Annotated in this window: 11 protein-coding genes and 1 tRNA gene; 5 read left to right on the forward strand and 7 right to left on the reverse strand. The window is 44.4% G+C overall.

Annotated elements, in window-relative coordinates; all coding sequences use genetic code 11:
- Positions 1–366 precede the first annotated feature (366 nt).
- From HXT19_RS04685 to HXT19_RS04700, 4 genes are all read left to right on the forward strand, one after another.
- Positions 367–948: a xanthine phosphoribosyltransferase gene (locus HXT19_RS04685; protein WP_004113391.1), complete on the forward strand. Its 582-nt coding sequence runs from the start codon at positions 367–369 to the stop codon at positions 946–948.
- A gap of 222 nt (positions 949–1170) precedes the next feature.
- The gene (locus tag HXT19_RS04690) at positions 1171–2421 is read left to right on the forward strand and encodes a thiolase family protein (RefSeq protein ID WP_004114646.1); all 1251 of its coding nucleotides are present in this window, start codon (positions 1171–1173) and stop codon (positions 2419–2421) included.
- 192 nt (positions 2422–2613) lie between these two features.
- Complete coding sequence (locus HXT19_RS04695; protein ID WP_422118600.1) at positions 2614–3939, forward strand: hydroxymethylglutaryl-CoA reductase, degradative; 1326 nt, start codon at positions 2614–2616, stop codon at positions 3937–3939.
- 143 nt (positions 3940–4082) lie between these two features.
- Positions 4083–5390, forward strand: a complete 1308-nt coding sequence (locus tag HXT19_RS04700) for a hydroxymethylglutaryl-CoA synthase (protein ID WP_101890361.1) — start codon at positions 4083–4085, stop codon at positions 5388–5390.
- 209 nt (positions 5391–5599) lie between these two features.
- Here HXT19_RS04700 and HXT19_RS04705 read toward each other — a convergent pair.
- The 6 genes from HXT19_RS04705 to HXT19_RS04730 form a co-directional block, all read right to left on the reverse strand.
- Positions 5600–5684 (reverse strand) — tRNA-Ser (locus tag HXT19_RS04705).
- An 84-nt stretch (positions 5685–5768) separates the two neighbouring features.
- Entirely contained in the window at positions 5769–6530 is a 762-nt protein-coding gene (locus HXT19_RS04710) for a Bax inhibitor-1/YccA family protein (RefSeq protein ID WP_004117411.1), read from the reverse strand.
- Positions 6531–6615: 85 nt separating this feature from the next.
- Positions 6616–7422: a GTP pyrophosphokinase gene (locus tag HXT19_RS04715; protein WP_019261378.1), complete on the reverse strand. Its 807-nt coding sequence runs from the start codon at positions 7420–7422 to the stop codon at positions 6616–6618.
- A 237-nt stretch (positions 7423–7659) separates the two neighbouring features.
- Positions 7660–8790, reverse strand: coding sequence for a class C sortase (locus HXT19_RS04720; RefSeq protein ID WP_248911765.1), 1131 nt, complete (start codon positions 8788–8790; stop codon positions 7660–7662).
- A 302-nt stretch (positions 8791–9092) separates the two neighbouring features.
- Complete coding sequence (locus tag HXT19_RS04725; protein ID WP_285085125.1) at positions 9093–10814, reverse strand: SpaH/EbpB family LPXTG-anchored major pilin; 1722 nt, start codon at positions 10812–10814, stop codon at positions 9093–9095.
- Between the two features lie 294 nt (positions 10815–11108).
- Positions 11109–16235, reverse strand: coding sequence for a Rib/alpha-like domain-containing protein (locus HXT19_RS04730; protein ID WP_422118833.1), 5127 nt, complete (start codon positions 16233–16235; stop codon positions 11109–11111).
- Between the two features lie 798 nt (positions 16236–17033).
- Here HXT19_RS04730 and HXT19_RS04735 point away from each other — a divergent pair.
- Positions 17034–17351, forward strand: coding sequence for a DUF6725 family protein (locus HXT19_RS04735; RefSeq protein WP_004117380.1), 318 nt, complete (start codon positions 17034–17036; stop codon positions 17349–17351).
- 239 nt (positions 17352–17590) lie between these two features.
- Here the strand turns inward: HXT19_RS04735 and HXT19_RS04740 are convergent, their stop codons facing one another.
- A complete protein-coding gene (locus tag HXT19_RS04740) occupies positions 17591–18430 on the reverse strand; it encodes a ParA family protein (RefSeq protein WP_004113420.1) in 840 nt (279 codons plus the stop codon).
- Positions 18431–18475: the final 45 nt, after the last annotated feature.

The following is an 18475-nucleotide window of genomic DNA, read 5'->3' on the forward strand; positions in this document are numbered from 1 at the left end:
TTTTGCACTATACGCATTACGCAACTTACGCACTTTGTAGCACATTTGACCCAAATCACGTACAAAAAGCGGAAAAACTGACGCACTTTGTAGCTCTAAACAACGTTTTGCATCGTTCGCGCGCTACGCTCTAAGCGAAAAGGTAGGTCTTGTCGCTCGCGCGTTACAGCGCGCTCACGTCCTCGCTTGCGTTGAAAGCACACTGTGCTTTCAACCTTGAGCAAGCTCAGCGCTCCGAATTACCTTTTCGCGCTACGCTTCTCAAGCGAAAAGGTAGGTCGTCGCGCAAGTGAGTCAAAGCTGGGGGTAAGCTATACAAATACACGCTACACACGCAAAATGCGGCGCAATTTGAAAGGAATAATCGTGCAAGAACTTGAAGAACGTATCCAAAAAGAAGGCATTGTTAAGCCAGGAAATGTTTTGAAAGTTGACGCATTCCTTAACCACCAGTGCGATTGCGCGCTTTTTGACGCAATGGGAGCTGCATGGGCGCAGCATTTTAAAAACACGCAAATCAACAAAATCCTAACAATCGAGTCTTCGGGAATCGGAATCGCGTGCGTTGCTGCGCGTCATTTTGGCAACGTTCCAGTGGTTTTTGCAAAGAAAGCGCAATCAATCAACTTGGATGGCGATCAATACGTGTCTACCGTATTCTCGTTCACAAAGCAACGCGAATTCCCTGTAATTGTGTCTAGAAAATATTTGAGCGCAGACGACCGCGTTTTAATTTTGGACGATTTTTTGGCTAATGGCAAAGCTTTGCAAGGGTTGATTGACATTTGCGATCACGCTGGAGCCACGGTTGCTGGCATTGGCATTGCGATTGAAAAAGGCTTCCAAGGCGGCGGAGATGCGTTGCGCGAAGCTGGATATGACTTGGATTCGCTGGCGATTGTGGAGTCGATGGATCCTAACGATGGGTCAATCACCTTCCGCCAATAGCCAAGTCAATATGATTGTGCGCAAATTGTGAAAAAATTAAACATAATTCTTCACAAATCGCAATTTTGCGTAAAAATACGATAAAGTAGTTCGGTTGGTGTTTGAAACCTATTACTCTAAATGTGCTAGCTTTCAACATGCAATTTTTAATAATTTTCAATAAGATAGCTTGATCAAGATAGCTTTAATCGGCTAGTTTTCAACTGATTGGCGGCTAAACGTATGAGTGATGTTGTGATTGTAAGCGCAGCGCGCACACCGATAGGAAAATTCGGAGGCGCGTTGAAATCGCTCACATCTGTTGAGTTAGGAACAATCGCAGCAAAAGCCGCAATCGAACGCGCAAAAATCAGTCCAAAATCTGTAGATCAAGCGATTTTTGGCAACGTACTTCAAGCAGGCAGCGGTCAAAACGTTGCGCGCCAAATCGCCCTTAGCTCGGGGCTTGACGAGTCAAGTTGCGCAATGACAATCAACGAAGTTTGCGGATCTGGTCTTAAAGCCATTCGCCTTGCGCAATCTGCGATTTGCATGGGAGATGCAAAAGTGGTAGTTGCTGGAGGCACGGAAAGCATGAGCAACGTGCCGTTTTACGCGCAAAACGTGCGATTTGGTGGCCTTCGCTACGGCAACAGCGCACTGGTTGATGGACTAAAAAAAGACGGACTTTGTGACGCTTTTACTGGCAAAGAAATGGGAGTTACTGCCGAAAACGTGGCCGCGAAGTTTGGCATAACGCGCAAGCAGCAAGACGCTTTTGCGTTAAAATCGCACCAGAAAGCCGTTTTCGCGCAAAATAACGGCGATTTTGACGCGGAGATTGCACCCGTGCAGCTTTTGGACGGAACTGTGATTAACAGAGACGAGCATCCGCGCGCCAACACTTCTATAGAGAAACTTTCTAAGCTTAAAACGTTGTTTGAGGCGGATTTTGACAGGTGCGAAACTGGTGGAATGCGCGAGGCAGATGAAACTCGCGAGGCGTATTCTGGAGCAAAACACTCTCCTACTGTAACAGCCGGAAACGCAAGCGGCATAAACGACGGCGCAGCAGCACTCGTCTTAATGAGCAAAGACTACGCAATCGCGCACGGAATCGACTATTTGGCAGAAATCGTAGGATTTGCAGAAGGTGGAATCAGTCCAGACCTTATGGGCTACGCGCCAAAACACGTTATGGAACGCATGCTAAAAAACACGGGCTACACCGTTGAAAACATTGACCTTTTTGAGATTAACGAAGCGTTTGCCGCACAAAGCATAGCCGTGTGCCAGCAGCTGAACATCAACGAAAGCAAACTGAACATAAGAGGCGGCGCGATTGCGCTCGGGCATCCTTTGGGCGCTAGCGGAGCCAGGATTTTAACAACACTTCTTTACGCACTTAGAGACAATCACATGCAAAACGGTGTTGCAGCTCTGTGCGTGGGAGGCGGAATTGGAGTGAGCATGCAAGTTAGGATGCGAAAGTAGACGTGTGATAGACGTGCACGTGTTGTGACACGCGCGAAGTAAGTCGCAGAACGCATACGGAGTGTTGTGATACGCGCGGTTGCTGGCGGTGAATGTGGCGGTTGCCGGCGACTTGAATAGCGTCAATAGCGTCAAAGCAACATTGCAAAAGTGAAAATCGCGAAAATGACGTCAAAAAAAAAATGGAGAAACATGGCAGCTTTTCGAGAATTAAGCGTAGAACAGCGCATAAAAACGCTGGAATCAGAGGGCGCGCTTAGCGGCGATTACACGCAACTTCTGCTCGCACAACTCGCGCAAAGCAGCGAAACAAACATTCCTGCAAGCGTTGCAAACAGCATGATCGAAAACCAAATCGGGCGATTCAGCCTGCCAGTAGGCGTTGTGCGCGGCCTAAAAGTAAACGGAGTTATGCAAAACGTGCTGATGGCTACAGAAGAGCCATCCGTGATCGCTGCCGCATGCAACGGTGCAAAAATCGCAGCAAAAAGCCTAGAAAACGGCGTTGTAGCACACAGCGCACATTACGTTACGCGCGCACAAATAGTTTTTGAAGACGCGGACGGAAGCGTAGCCAAAAAACTAGATAGCATAATGCGTAATGAGTCAAAACGCACGGCGATTAGTGAGGTTGCGCGCTCCGCACACCCATCAATATACCAACGCGGCGGCGGATTAGAACGCGCGCAGGCGGCGGCGTTAACAGGCTTCGCCAAGCTAACACTAGACATAAACGCATGCGACGCAATGGGAGCAAACATAGCAAACACCATTGGCGAAGCTGTTAAAACCCAGCTGGAAAGCTGGGTTGGACGCAAGGCGCTGGTGGCAATTCTTGCCAACTCCAGCCGCGCGGCAACAGTCGCCGAAGTGCGCATACCCGTAGAAGCGCTTGTGACTAGCGCAAAAACAGCCGCGGCTGGAGATGCCGACGGCATGCGCCTTGCGCGCCGCATCGCCGCCTTAAGCTCCCTGGCCGCCGTAGACGCGGAGCGTGCTGCAACCCACAACAAAGGAATCCTAAATGGAATAGTTGCAGCAGCACTCGTATCTGGCAACGACACGCGCGCATTACAAGCCGCCGCACACGAATGGGCAGCAAAATCTGGTCGTTACATGCCTCTTTCAACCTGGACCTTGCAAAATTCAGGTCAAATCCTTTACGGTCGCATCGAAATCCCGTTGCAAATCGGCACAGTGGGCGGCGCAATCGCCTCGCTCCCAATGTCAAAAGTCGCGCTGCAAGTTTCTAAAGTCAATAACGCCAATGATTTCCGTAACGTTCTAGCAGCCGTAGGACTCGTGCAAAACCTGGCGGCTCTTCGCGCACTCGCAGGTCCTGGAATCCAAGCTGGTCACATGCGCCTTCAAGCCGCAAATATCGCTATAGCATCTGGAGCGCGCGGAGACGAAATTCAAAAAGTTGTGCACGCGCTTCTAAACGAAAATTCTTCCGATTTAAACACGAATTCTGCAAGGATGATTCTTGATAATTTGCGAAAAGACAAAAATACTTAGAGTTTAAAATGATAATTACACGTGTTACTCGGTTAACTGCGACTTCCTTCTGTTTGGGATAAGTCGCCAGCAACCACGCCGTAAAATTTACACCACTAAAATCGTCCTTAAAAAAAAATCGCCTTAAAAAAAAATAGGAAATCATGAGCAATACTTCAAAAAACACGCCAAAAGTCGGAATCGACCGCATAACTTTCGCAACCCCAAATTGCTATCTAAGCATGCGCGACCTTGCGATTGAGCGCGGAATAGACCCGAACAAATTCACAATCGGAATCGGTCAAAGCCAACAGGCAGTGCCACCAAACCACCAAGACATCGTAACACTTGGCGCTCAAGCTGCTCTGCCGCTTATGCAGTACATCGACAGCAACCGCCTCAAAATGGTGATCGTTGGCACAGAAAGCGGCGTCGACGCCAGCAAATCCAGCGCGCTTTATATTCACAAACTTCTAAACCTTAGCTCGTGGGTGCGCTGCGTGGAAGTAAAAGAAGCGTGTTATGGCGGAACTGCGGCGCTTATGATGGCTCGTGACTACGTTTTGACGCATCCTGGCGCGCAAGTTTTGGTGATTGCTGCAGACATTGCGCGCTACGGCGTTGGCACTCCTGGCGAGGTGACGCAAGGCGCTGGTGCTGTGGCGATGCTTGTAAGCGAGAATCCACACGTGTTGCAAATCAACGACGACAGCGTTGTAAAATCGGCGGAAATCCAGGATTTTTGGCGTCCCGTATATCAAAGCACGGCGTTGGCTCGCGGAAAGTTTTCAACCGAACAATACATTCGCATGTTCTGCGACGTGTGGCAGCGGTACAGTGCGGAAAACGCCTGCAATTTCAACGATTTTGAGGCGATTTGCTTCCATCTTCCATACACAAAAATGGGGCTTAAAGCGCTTCGAGCTGGGTTGGAGGAAAAGTCGAGCGCGCCTATTACAAGCGATACGCGCGAACGTCTTCTTGCGCGATACCAAGACAGCACACAATATAGTCGCCGAATCGGTAATATTTACACTGGTTCACTCTATTTAGGATTAATTTCTTTACTTGATTACGATTATTTTAAGAATTTTGACGATTCTGCGGTTGATGGCGATAGTGAGGTTTCTTGCGACTTATCTTCCGCAACACACACAAACGAATCGCCGACATGCCTGTCTCCTTTACTCTCAGGTCAAAAAATCGGCTTGTTCTCCTACGGTTCTGGCGCTGTAGCAGAATTCTTTAGCGCAACACTTGTTCCAGACTGGCGTAGCGCGCTGTTTTCTAATCAGCACTTAAAGTCGCTAAACAATCGCACGCAATTAAGCGTTTCGCAATACGAGGAGATGTTTAACAGCGCAGCGCCTTATTCTCCGCAGGATTTTATAAGCAGCCAGAAGAATCGAAGTGGCGCGCGATTCGTACTTGACTCCATCACATCTCAAGAGCATAACTATCGTTCTATCTAGCTGTAGTGCGATTGTACTGAATTACGGTGTTTTTTAATACAAACGCACTACACATACACACAAAACCGTAGTGCGATTGTACCAAAATACGGCAGGTCGTCGCGCAAACACACTACGCATACACACAAAAACAAGCCAAAAACGTTGATATATCAAGGGTTTTCGGCATGAAAAAAGGGTTTCTAGCAATTTGCTAGAAACCCCGTTCGCGGATGAGGCGAGATTCGAACTCGCGGTAGGTTTCCCTACAACGGTTTTCAAGACCGTCTCCTTAGACCGCTCGGACACCCATCCATGTGTGATTGCTACGCAGTATGCACATCAATCACACAAGCGAATAGCCTACCATAATCCCTAGGAAAACGCACATACTCGTATCTAGTCGCGCCTATTTCCCAGCAACTCCAGCAAGTACACAAACATGTTGATGAAGTCCAAATAAAGATTAAACGCGCAAATAATCGAAATACGTTTAATCATTTCTGGCTGATCAGCATACGCTTCAAAAATCGCACGAGTTTTCTGTGCATCGTAAGCCGTAAGACCTGCAAAAATCAGCACTGCAATCGCAGCAATAAATCGCATTGTTCCAGCACTTGGAGCAACAAACATAAGAATTACCTGACTCACGCACAACACCAGCAAAGCCACCATAAGAATAGGACCAGCCTTAAGCATATTCACTTTTGTAGTGAGCGCAAGCATTGTAAGGCACAGGAAGAATCCAGCAGTTAAAGCCAAAACCATTGCAATAGAGCCTAGACTAAACACAGTAAAAATCGTACTAAGCGTAAAGCCAGTAAGCGCAGCATACGCATAGAACATCGCACGCGCAGCAAAAACGCTCATTTTCATAACGCGCATTCCAAGCACAACAGCAAGCACCACTTGCGCAATAATAATGCCGAAGAATCCAAATCGACCCGTAGCATACAAGTAAGAGTAAAGCGCACCCGTACTTTGCGTAAACATTGCCACAAGCGTTGTGACAATTAGTCCAACAGTCATCTCTGCGTAAACTCGACGCACACTCACTCGCTCTGCCTGCTCGCGCACATAAGTAGCCTGCGCGTCGACAATTGTTGGGTTTTGTGCAAAGTTGCCAGCATAATTGCTGTTAAAATTTCCAAAATCTCCCATAATTCCTCCTAAATCCTTATTAAGTATTTAATTATAGTACATTTGTACGACTATGTGTGTCGCACAGATCAATATGCATTAGTTGTTACGACTCAGGCGCATCCTCCACGCGCGGCGCACCATTAATATCGCGATGAATACCCTGCATTTGCGCCTCAATTGCCTGCAAATTCTGCGCGCACTCAAGCAGCGTCTTAGAATGCTCCGCCAACTTTGCGTCCGGCAAATCAGCCTTATAGCGCAACGCGTGCTCCAAACTCGCCCAATAATCCATTGCGATTGTACGGAATTGCACCTCCACCGGCGTGTAATGCGCACCCGACGACAAAAACACTGGCACAGCGTAAATCACGTGCAAACTGCGATACCCGTTCGGCTTTGGGTTTTTAATGTAATCCTTAACCTGCAACACTTGAATATCCGTTTGCTTGGAAAGGTATTGCGCAACCGCATACACGTCATCGCGATAGTTGCAAATCACGCGGATTCCAGCCACATCAAACAGATTGTCACGAATCGAACGCGTTGATATGCTTAGGTTTCTGCGGCGCAGCTTCTCAAAAATCGAGTGCACGGATTTTAGTCGCCGCTCCATGTGATGCACGGGATTGTGCGAAAATCGCACCTGAAACTCACCGTCCAAAATCTCCAGCTTCGTGCTGATTTCGTACATCGCGCCTTCATACACCTGCATCATGTTTACGAATTCGTCCATCTGCTCAGGCGGAAGATGCGGAGTTTCGCTTTTTATAGGTGATTTTTGCGCGGACTTTTCGTCGGCGGTTGCTTGCGATTTTTCCGCAGCGGTCTCTGGCGACTCACCATCGCCAGCACCTTGCAAGCTTGCGTAAAGTTCGGCCAAATTTAAACGATTATGACGATCAAGTATCACGGTTCTTATTCTACTCGTAATTTTGTTATAAGTCTGATAATCGCCTGAAAATATGCGCGACGACCTGCCTTCGCGCTTAAAGCGTAGCGCGCGAAGGCAATTCGGAGCGCTGAGCCGCTCAAGGCAGAAGCACTGCTTCTGCGCGGCGAAGACGTGAGCGCGGCTAATCCGCGCGAACGATGTGACGCACTTTCTAGCTCTAAACAGCGTGTTGGACTACAAAATCGGGAAATAGCGCTAGCGCAGTTTAATCTCGCCGCGCCCAACCCACAGTATGTGCTTGCCGCGAATATCCCACTTACGCCGCCTCTTACCAGCAACCACAGTGATCATCATGGCAAGAATCGCCGCCGAGAATATCATCGCAATAACAAACAACGTCATCCATAGCGGCCATTGCACATGGTCTTCTGGCGGCGCAACAGGGTCCGGCAGCACACGATACCCCGTAACCAGCAACCTATGCGAGTTCACACCATACGGCGTACAAGTAAGCAGCGTAGCTAAATCGCGCCCCTTCTCGCGCTGCAGCAAACTTATATCGTGCGGATCCACCACGTTTATACGAAACACCTTGTAACGCAAGGTCTCCCCTTGCACATCAAGATAAAAGTAGTCACCCTTTTTAAGGTCTGTTAGCGAATCAAACATGGTTGCGTTCGGCAAACCAGTGTGCGCGGTGATTACAGTATGCCGCCCCTTGCCGCCCACTGGCAAATCCGTGCCGTACAAATGCCCCGCACCTCGTGCAAGCGTATCTTCTTTTGTACCGTGGTAAATCGGCAGCTTTACGCCAATCTTCGGAATCTTTATAATGCCGATAATGCCCATCGGCTCCTCAAGCGTTTTAAGATAACGCTTGTATCCAGGCGTGTTAGTTATATCTTCCTGACCGTCGCCTCCGTACGGGTCGCGCGTGAGCATGTCTTTGCGCGTTGCGTTGTAGCGCTTTGCGCCGCGAATGTGCGCGCGCCGCACGTCGCCAGCCTGATCGTGATTATACTTGTCGTACGCTGTCGATATCTCCTTCGAAACGTGATTGTTCCACAGCGTTGAGCACACAGGGTAGCTAAAGCACAAAATGCCTGCAAGAACCAGCGCAATCGGCTCTAAGATACGCATCAGTGTGCTTTTCTTTTTAGTTATTTTTTTAGTTTTAAGTGTATTTTGGTTTATATTTTTGCTTGAGTTGGATCGTGGAATTTGCTCTTCGGTTGCTTGCGACTTATCCGCTAGCAAACCACTCGCACCAGCCACACTGCTCGTGCCAGCCACATTGGAGGTACGCTTCGCCTTATTCTTAAACAATTTAGCAACAGCGCGCTCACTCAACGAGTGGCACAAATTGCTAATATCGGCTAGCTTCATAACTCCTCCAAGCTCAAGCTATTGAATTAAAGATAATATTTGGTTTGATTTTGCTACAAACGCAGTGGGATTTTGCGCTTTTTGTTGCTCAAAACGGCAAAATTAACAACAAAATCGGGAAAAACTTACCGAAAATGTTGCTTAAAACCACAAAATCAACAACAAAAAGCGGAAAAACGACGGGTTTTGTTGTTTTAACAGTCCACATAGGATTGAGTCTAGGGTTTTTGCCCTAGACTCAATCGTTTATAGATTTAATCTTATAGACTCAATCTTTATGATTTGCTAATCAACTGAGCAAATCACGCAGCCTGCTGCTCTTCTTCCTTCTTGCGATTCTTAAGGAATACGAACATACCAGAGCCCACAAGACCAAGACCCACGAGAGCGAAGATAATCACACCAGCAGCACCAGTCTTTGGAAGCTTGAACCAATCATTTCCTCCATCCTTCTTATTATCTGGAAGGTTTGCTATTGGAACTTCTACTACAGAATTACCAGATGAACTAGTATCCACCTCATGAGGTTGCTCAGAACGTATGAATCCATTTGGAGCCTTAATCTCAACAACATAGATTTTGCTATTTGCACTAGTAACTTTAGCATTGTAATCATTAGTTTTGCCCTGATTATTTGTCTCCATATATTTCTTACCATTATCAGCAAATCCAGGCAGTGCTGCACTACAATTAGCTTCTGTGTCTGGATCTTTAGCACATTTATCAGCTTCAGTCTTATTATCGAATGCTTTAAACTGCGCACCACTCAATACTTTTGTCTTTGTTTGACCTGTATCAGTTCCGTTGTACTTCAAAATATGGAACTTACGGAAGTTTGTCTTATTATCATCACCATGAATATCTGGAGTAGTACCGCCAGGAACGTGACCAGGATTGAAACCATACTTGTTGATAAGTTCAGAAGTATTAGAACTATTGCCAAAATCTTTCTTCACTTTAAGATTCAAGGTAACAATAACTCGAATATCTTTATTAGTATCACCAGCAAATTTCTTTGTAATTTTGCCTCTACCTGTTTCATTGAAAGCAAAAAGAATATGACTACGAGTAGCATCATTAGTCGTGTCTACAACAGTTAAAGTATAATCGGTATTCTTTTCAAGTTTTTGCGATGTAGCAGACTTTAGCTCACTTTTAATAGTGTCATACTCTCCAACGTTAACATCAGCTTGAATCTTATTTACTTCCAGATCATCATAAGCAGATTTCAACGCGTCATCAAAAATAGCAAAATCTATAATGTTTTTGGCATCAAAATCATTACCGTTGTTAACTTTAATAGGTGTTGCAGGTAACTTAACCTTAGCTGTTATCTTATATGGCAGTGTGTCACCAACACCAACAATTTTCCCAGTCAAAGCATCCTTTTGAACATCATTCTTAGCATTACGATTCTTTGGCTCAACACTAACAGAGTAAGTGTAAGTATTCTTATTAGTAGCATCTGCACGTGTAATCTGAGGAACTGTCACAAAGAATGGATTAAACTCAGGTGTAAATCCAGTTGGAACACCAGTTTCTTCAACATAGTACAATCCTATATCAAGATTCTTGAACTCAGCTACACCATCTTCGTTAGAAACATTCTTCGTTGTTTCTTCCATCTTTCCACCAGTACCGAACGAATTATCCATAGAAACTTTTTCGGTAATTTTCTTATCGATAATCGCCTGATTTAGATCATTAACCTTAGCTGCTAATTTAATCCAGCCATCCTCGGTCTTAAGATCGTACATATTCTCATTGCCAATCTTAGAAACTTTCTTGACTGTAAATGTTGCGCCGTTAAGACCAACAGAGTTACCAGAAGTATTATCCTTCTTATGGATGGTAATGGAACCCTTCTTGTTGGCTTCAAGAGTTGTATCCCATGGAGCCTTTTCAGCAGCAGTCTGAGCAGCCCAAGCGGAGCTGCCAGCAACCACGGCGCCAGCAACGCACAGCGTGCCAGCCATTGCAAGCGAAGCCACCGCGGCAACGCATTGTTTAGTGAACTTATTCACTTTCTTCTCCTTTATATCAGTGCCCTTTTGGGCAGGTTTTTGAGGAAAATACGGTTATTGTTTAATATTTATTGTTTATTTTGTGTTGCGATATATAGGCAAGCCACAATCTGTAAGCAAGCCACGGTTCGTGATCAATCCACAATTTGCGAACGAGCCACAATTATTCATCGCGCTAATGTTTACGCGAATCGTAGTACGCAACAAGTTTTAGCGAGAATCGCACCGCAAGCTTGCAAGCCAGCGCTACTCTTTCGACTAGCCGACTAGCAGGATTGCGTGCAAATTTTTTCATCAGCATCGCCACCTTTCGCTACGTCGCCTTAAAGCGCGAAGCTTTTTGGCAGTTTTGCAGATAAAATCTTTAATCAGTGTCTTACGCAACAACGCATCAAGCATCGCGCGCCCCCACTTGGTTTGCTCAAGGAAGAACCCAGCTGCCATCACGCCCGTGCCAATCACGCACAGCACGCTCATCAGCATGTTCCAGTTCACGCAATCTTCCCCGCCTGTCTTCGGCAGCTTAAATTGTTCGACCACGTGTACTGGGAAATACTTGACAGCCCAATCTTCATCCCTATTACCAGTTGGATTAATCGTTGCTGCAATGTCGTTATTTGTAACGTCAATTTTGTGATCGTCACCAACAGCCGCTTTGTATGTATCCAAAGCATCAGGCTTCAACGCAAACACAGCGCAATAGTATTCTCCAGTTTGAGTAGGCGCTTTGCTGCTCGTAATAGTTCCGCTTGCGCGCTCTGTTGTATTTCCAGTGCTGTCAAACAAAAGGTACTTACCTGCAGGATTGCAGCCATCACCAGCTTTACCACTCTTACGGCACTCCTGTTGTTCCTGGAAGCTTGCATGATCCCATGCCTTCTGCCAATCAAGTTTGAAGAACAGCTTATCGAGATTTTCACTCCACTGTTGCGAATTACTGCTGTTAGAAGTAGCACTACCTTCCCTACACAGTAATCTAAGAGTAATGCCGCCAATTTTATGAGATGACCAAGAGTCAATACCCATATTCTTCAGCAAGCCAATACCCTTCATAACAGTAATGCCATTAATATCGTCTACAGGTCCAGTAAACTTGCCATTTTCATACTGCTTGTATACGTTAAGATGCAAATCACCATTCAACTTCCATGGTCGCAAAATATTCACAGACGCATAAATAGGCTTACCATTGTTACCAGAATCTTCATCTTGAGAAGTGGAACCATCTGGATAGTGAACAACAACAGGCACTTTATCAGGATTATTCTCTGTCGTGGCAGGCATCCACTTATGAGGATAAAAAGCTACTTTGCCGAATTTACCAGCTTGGGTTTTATCCTTAGCATTCTTTTTATCATCGGTATTATCTTGGCCATTTTCAAACAAAGCGTAGGTTAACAATGGAATATTTGCATTTTCAGATTTATACTTCTTAATCTCAAACCAAGTTCCAGCAGGCAAATCGCCTGTTTTAATATCATCCTGATTGTAGGTAGCTTCATTTGCATTCTTGGTACTTTGCGGCGCGCCAGAAGTTCCGTGAGTACCAGCATCAAGGGTAATGGTCTCATACTTTGGGTTATAGTAGTGAGAATCTGGATGCACGGAAATATTTAACGTACTTACTGACCAGTCAATACTATTTACAGTATCCAGCTCAGGATTATTTGCATTTGTTTTATTATTTAAAACAGTTTTAATCTGATCGAAAACATTACCTGAAGAAAGGTGCTTTCTTACAATTCCATCGAACTTATCTTGCAGTTTTCCATGCTTACCTTTAATGACAAGATCTTTAATAGCGTATACTTTGCAAACAAAGTCACCGTAATTCTTAGGAGTACCTTTAATATACCCATTAGTACGCTCAGTAGTTTCATTATTACCATTGGCATTCACGTCATAGTCATAAAGGTAATCTGAAATATTACATCCACTACCATTAGATTTATTACACTTCTTACGCAAAGCATTATCCGTAGCATGCAACCACTGTTTTGGAGAAGAAGTGTTCCCTGGACCAACAAGAGTTAAACCATTAATTCCTCCAAGTTTGTAAGAATTAGGTTTAGCTTTACCAGTCTTAGTATCCTTCTCATAGCAAATCATGCGTTGATAAATAAGACCTGGCTTATATGTTGACCAAGAGTCAACAAGCTTATCTTGAATTTTTTTATTCTTCTTATACTCGTTACTTCCAAGAATATGGAGCTTTAAATCACCATTACGTGGAGTTTCTCGAACAACATGTACCTTCGCGTACACGGGGTTTCCAAGATTACCTGAATCTGGGTCTTCAGAAGTAGAACCATCTGGATAGTGCACAACTACAGGCTGATTGTAATCACCATCTTCCATCCACTTATGAGGTCGGAACGTAACCTTACCAAATCTACTTCCAGATCCCTCAGATGAATCATTGCCTTTATTTCCGCTCTTTGGCTTATTACTTTGATTTTCAGGTTCCCAATCAGCCCAGTTTAACTTATTATCACCAGTTTTATATTTTTTAAACTCAAACCATGTTCCGTCAGGAAGTGGGCCTTGCTTAACATCACCCTGATTCTTATTGGCATTGTTAGCATTTTTCTGGCTTGTAGGAGATGAAGTTGTATTCTTGTACACTTTACCATCAATAACTTTTGTACTGTTAGTAAAGTTACCAGCTCTAGCAGTTATAGGCACATAACTAGGGTTGTATCTGTGAGACAGTGAGTAAACAGTAAAGCGGAAAAGAGATGAAGCCATATCTCCGGAGTTATAATCCTTCATAAGAGACGGAGAATCTTTAGCTAATTTATCAAAGTTTTCTAATAATTGGCTACCTTGATGGAACGCAAACACTCTGCAACCAAAGGTACCTTTAGAGATAGGAGTACCACTGATTGTTGCGCGAGAACGCTCCATAGTATCTTTTTCATAATCTTTTTTATAAAGATACTTATTAGTTTCACACTTAAGATTATCTCTTGTACATAGTGCTTCTTGCTTTTCGCTTGCACGTTCCCATTGCACTGGATCTCCAAGATGCAATCCATTAAAACTATCAGAACTACTTTTTATAAAAGTGTGATTTGCTGTGATATCATTCTTCTCTTCGTAACAAATAGAACGAAATACAATCTTGCCCTGATTAACATTAGACCATGAGTCAAGAATCAAATTTGGTTTCATTTTTTCATTGATAGTAAGATTCAGCGGCCTATTCGAATCCACTCCAATACCACTTAGACTATAATTATCGTTACCTTTATTTATTGCTAAATGTAAGTCACCTTGACCTGCAATAATTTTTTTTACGGTGACTTTGGCATAAACAGGAGCACCCTCATTCGCTGAGTAAGGATCTGCAGAAGTAGAACCATCTGGATAGGTAACAAGCACAGGCGTCTGTTCACTTTTGCCTTGATCAACTTTACCTGGAGTAAAATGTACCCTACCTGTATTCAAATCATTATTCTCAATTTTTGACCAACTTAATACCTTAGAACTAATGTCAATAGTGCTATCGCCTAATTTCTTAGTATATTTTTTTAAGACGAATGAAGTACCTCGAGGAAGAGGACCCTCTTGAATAATAACGTTATTTTTTCTCTTTGAATCTTTAGCACTAGTAGGTGGATTTGCATAAGCATTCTTCGCAGTAGGCTCAACATTTTCTAACGTCTCATACACAGGGTTGTATATCCACGATTGAGGTATGACCTTAACCTTCGTATTGTGAGTGTATTCAAGAGTCTTAGAATTGTTGCAATTGTACAATTCGGGATTAGGATATGTAATTTTTGTGCCAAAAGTAAAAGTCTTATCTTTATCAGATTTACGAGGATTATATGTTATGTATCCTGAATTAGGATTAATATAAACAGACCCTTCAGGCATATTATTAGGAGAATTTACTGTTTGAATACTACTATCAGACTTGTTTACAATTGAGTATCGTATACCAATATCATCAGGTAAATCAGTGGAAGTTTTTCCATCATACACAAATTTACCTTTAGAACTGTCACCCTCCCATTTACCCGTTTTGATAAAAGGCTTTACTGTTACTGGACGACCATAAGTAGTAAGCGGAACATTATCCTTACCGTAATCTTTCAGCATAGAATCGTTATACTGTGGGTAATCAATGTCATTCACACCTTTAGGGTTCATGTTATGCAAGTGTTCCACATAATCAGGTATGCCATCACCATCAGTATCAAATGGACCAAAAACCGCGTACTTATTTCTACGATAATCACTTCTAAAACCAGCAGCAACAGGCATTTTTGTATACACATCTTTTTCAGTGTATCCATTTGCTAGGTAGGCAGTAACAATCCACGTATAACGTCTATCATTAGACCACTCCCAGCTCGCGAACATTGTCTCAAAAAGATTTCTATCATTCCACTTTTTTATTTCGCACATAGAATACTGACAATCCTCAGTATTCCCTTGTAATCGCGAGTATTTGTAAGGATTTGGAAGGCCACCGCCAACGCCATTGTCTCCACTCGAAGGTCCAAGATTATCATTCCAGTTATTGTTGAAACCATTAAGCTGACCATTATCATTAGGATTTTTAGTATATGTCCAAGCTGTCCATTTTCCTCCATATGTTTTAAGAGTACCAATACGCATATCATCTTGATCTTCACGAACAAGCTGTGCAGAAGTCTCACCGATGTTTATCTTACCGCTTGAACCTTCCCAATAACGTTTAACAAGTATTGAACTTTTATCTAAACCCTTAGGCAGGAACAATGAAAGCGTAGGTCTACCCAGATAAGCAGTACCGTCTTTAGGTTTATTTCCTTTAGGCTGCATCTCACCTGAATCAAGCTGCCTAGCAAACTCAGCATTCCTGTTGAAAATTATTTTATAAGTTACTTTCGTTCTTCCATTTTCTTTTTCAATAACAGGATCTTCAATCCTCATATCTCTAAATGCATCAGCAGCATCATAAGTATGCTCTTCATCTTTTCTACCTTTATTATCTTCAGTTGTAGCAGCAACATAACCGTTACCAGCGTAATCCCACCAAACACTTGCCGCATTAGCACTATTCACTGGCGGCACGATGAGCATGGTTACTATGGTGGCAAAGGTGACAATTATTGCAAGAATCATGTTTCGGAAGATATGCGATTTTCTTGCTGTTTTACCTATGTATGAACTTAATGAATCATTATCCGATAATGAAGAAGAAGATGATGAAGATAAAGAAGATGATGAAGAATTTACTTGCATATTTGAGTACGAATAAATTGGCGCACTGTGGTAATCGGAATCTGGGCGCGTTGAATAGGTAGAGTCAGAACCAGCAGGCGCATCTGCCACGCTATTCGCATTGTCAGTATCGCTCACAGAAAAAACCTTCTGCGCAATGCAGTACACGCGAGATGCGAAACGAGCAAACTTTGCAGGTAACATAATCGACTCACCTTCGATTGTCATTTTTGGCTAGTTTGTACATCCTAGCCATTTTGGCAATTTCGGCTATTGCATAAGCAACACCCTGCTTTTACACGAATCCCAAAATTGGGCAGAATACTACACGTATCAAGTACAGAAGTACTAAGAGCATTCAAATACATGAACTAGCATTTAGCAATTGCAGCATTTACAAACAACGCTTAATGCGATTCCACATGTGAGCACAACAATAAAGCAGCAGAACGCGCAGCTTTACTAAAGTACTCAAGCAAAAGCATTTAGCAAATATACCCCCCCCCCCCCATAACGAATTGCAAGAAAAAATAGACTTTAACAGAACTTTAAGGAAAAGTTTTTACAATCGTTCTCTTTTACAAAAAAATCTATTGATTGATTGCTAATAACAGAATAGTTTTATGTAGTAGGTGAAGTGTTTTGCGTGACCTGCGTGTCGTAAAACCACAACATCTTGTGGTTCGGATGCGCACTGACCACAAATCGCCAGCTATGTAGTGCGATTGTACTGAATTTCAGCGTTTTTGATACAAACGCACTACATAAAAGCGCTCAGGCAGGTCGTCGCGCAAACTCGGGAAAGCAGATCATTCGTTCGAGCAGTGCAGAGTATTGCAAAACGTTACGAGTTTGATAGCACTGCGATACAATTAACAAAGTCAAAGCAAAACACACGGCAAATAACGCGAATACACAAATAACACGGAAGGCAGCACTACGATTAGCTTAATTAGGCGGCAGATTCTGCCAGAGTTTATACCAGTTGGCGCACGAATTGTTGTGCGAACATACAAAGTCGCGCAATTAGGCGGCGGAGAAAGATCGCAAACCAATTGCAACGCACAAACAAACAATGGCAGAACAGAAACAGCTGGCAGCGAGCAAGCAAACAATGACAATGCTCAAACAGGCAATGGCAGCGCGCAAAAAATCGAATACCACGACGCGATTGGTCACGTAATAAGCTGGGACGGCGCAACATTGCATCTTATGCGAGACGCGGCAGCAAACGGAAGCCGACCCGAGCAAGAAATGTTCATCGACGCGCGCACAATCGTGCGATTAAAGCCCGTGCCCGAGCGCAAACATCGCAGCTAATCTACGCAAGCTATGTAGTGCGATTGTACTGAATTTCAGCGTGTCGTACCGCGTGCTACGCTTTAAGCAAAAAGGCAGGTCGTCGCGCGAGAGAATGTTGCTCTAATTGGCGTGTCGAGCAACAAAAAGCGGAAAGTTTTCCCGACTTTGTAGCTCAAAACCACAAAATCAACAACAAAAAGCGGAAATATCGTTCGCGCACTACAGCGCAATGCGAAGGCAGATCGTCACGCAAAGCGCTATTCAACAACGCCGTTAGAAATCAGCTCGCGCGCAACCTCGCGATACTCCTTAGCAGTCTTATGCTCAGGAGCAAAAATCGTAATCGGAACCGCAGCAACAGTAGAATCCGGCAGCTTAATCGAACGCGAAATAACAGAATGCAGCACGCGCCCCTGGAAAGCCTCGTAAATCCTTTGCAAAACCTCTTCGCTATGCAAAGTGCGCGTAAACATAGTAACGAGCACGCCAAACACTTGCAAATCTGGGTTAATTCTGTGCTGCACTTTTTCAATCGACTGCATAAGCAGCGCCACGCCTCTAAGCGCAAAGAACTCCGCAGCAACAGGAATAATCACACCATCCGCCGCCGTAAGCGCGTTTACAGTGAGCAAGCCAAGCGAAGGCTGGCAGTCAATAATAATAACGTCGTATTCGTTACGAACTTTGCGCAACACGCCAGCCAAAATCTGCTCGCGACCAACCTCGGTAACAAGCTGCACCTCTGCAGCAGAAAGATCAATGTTTGCAGGCATAACGTCAATGTTTTCGGTGGCAGTGTGACGAATCACATCGTGCACGTCTACAGAAGAATCAAAAAGCGCCGTATAAACCGTGTTATCAAGCGCGTTCGCATTAATCCCAAGCCCCACCGTTGCAGCGCCTTGCGGATCGAAGTCAACAATTAAAACTCGCCTACCGTATTGACTCAGTGCACCAGCGATATTGATGGAGCTGGTAGTTTTACCAACGCCACCCTTCTGGTTACACATAGCAATAATGCGCGCAGGACCGTGCGTTGTAAGCGCATCGGGCGCGCGGAAAGTCTCATATTCGCGTCCAAGTAAATCAGTAGGCATACGCTCCAGTTTATCAAAAGGTATGTTCAGTGAATCGATGCGTCG

Origin of the sequence: Gardnerella sp. DNF00038 (assembly GCF_049262855.1) — a bacterium.
Taxonomy (GTDB): Bacteria; Actinomycetota; Actinomycetes; order Actinomycetales; family Bifidobacteriaceae; genus Bifidobacterium; species Bifidobacterium vaginale.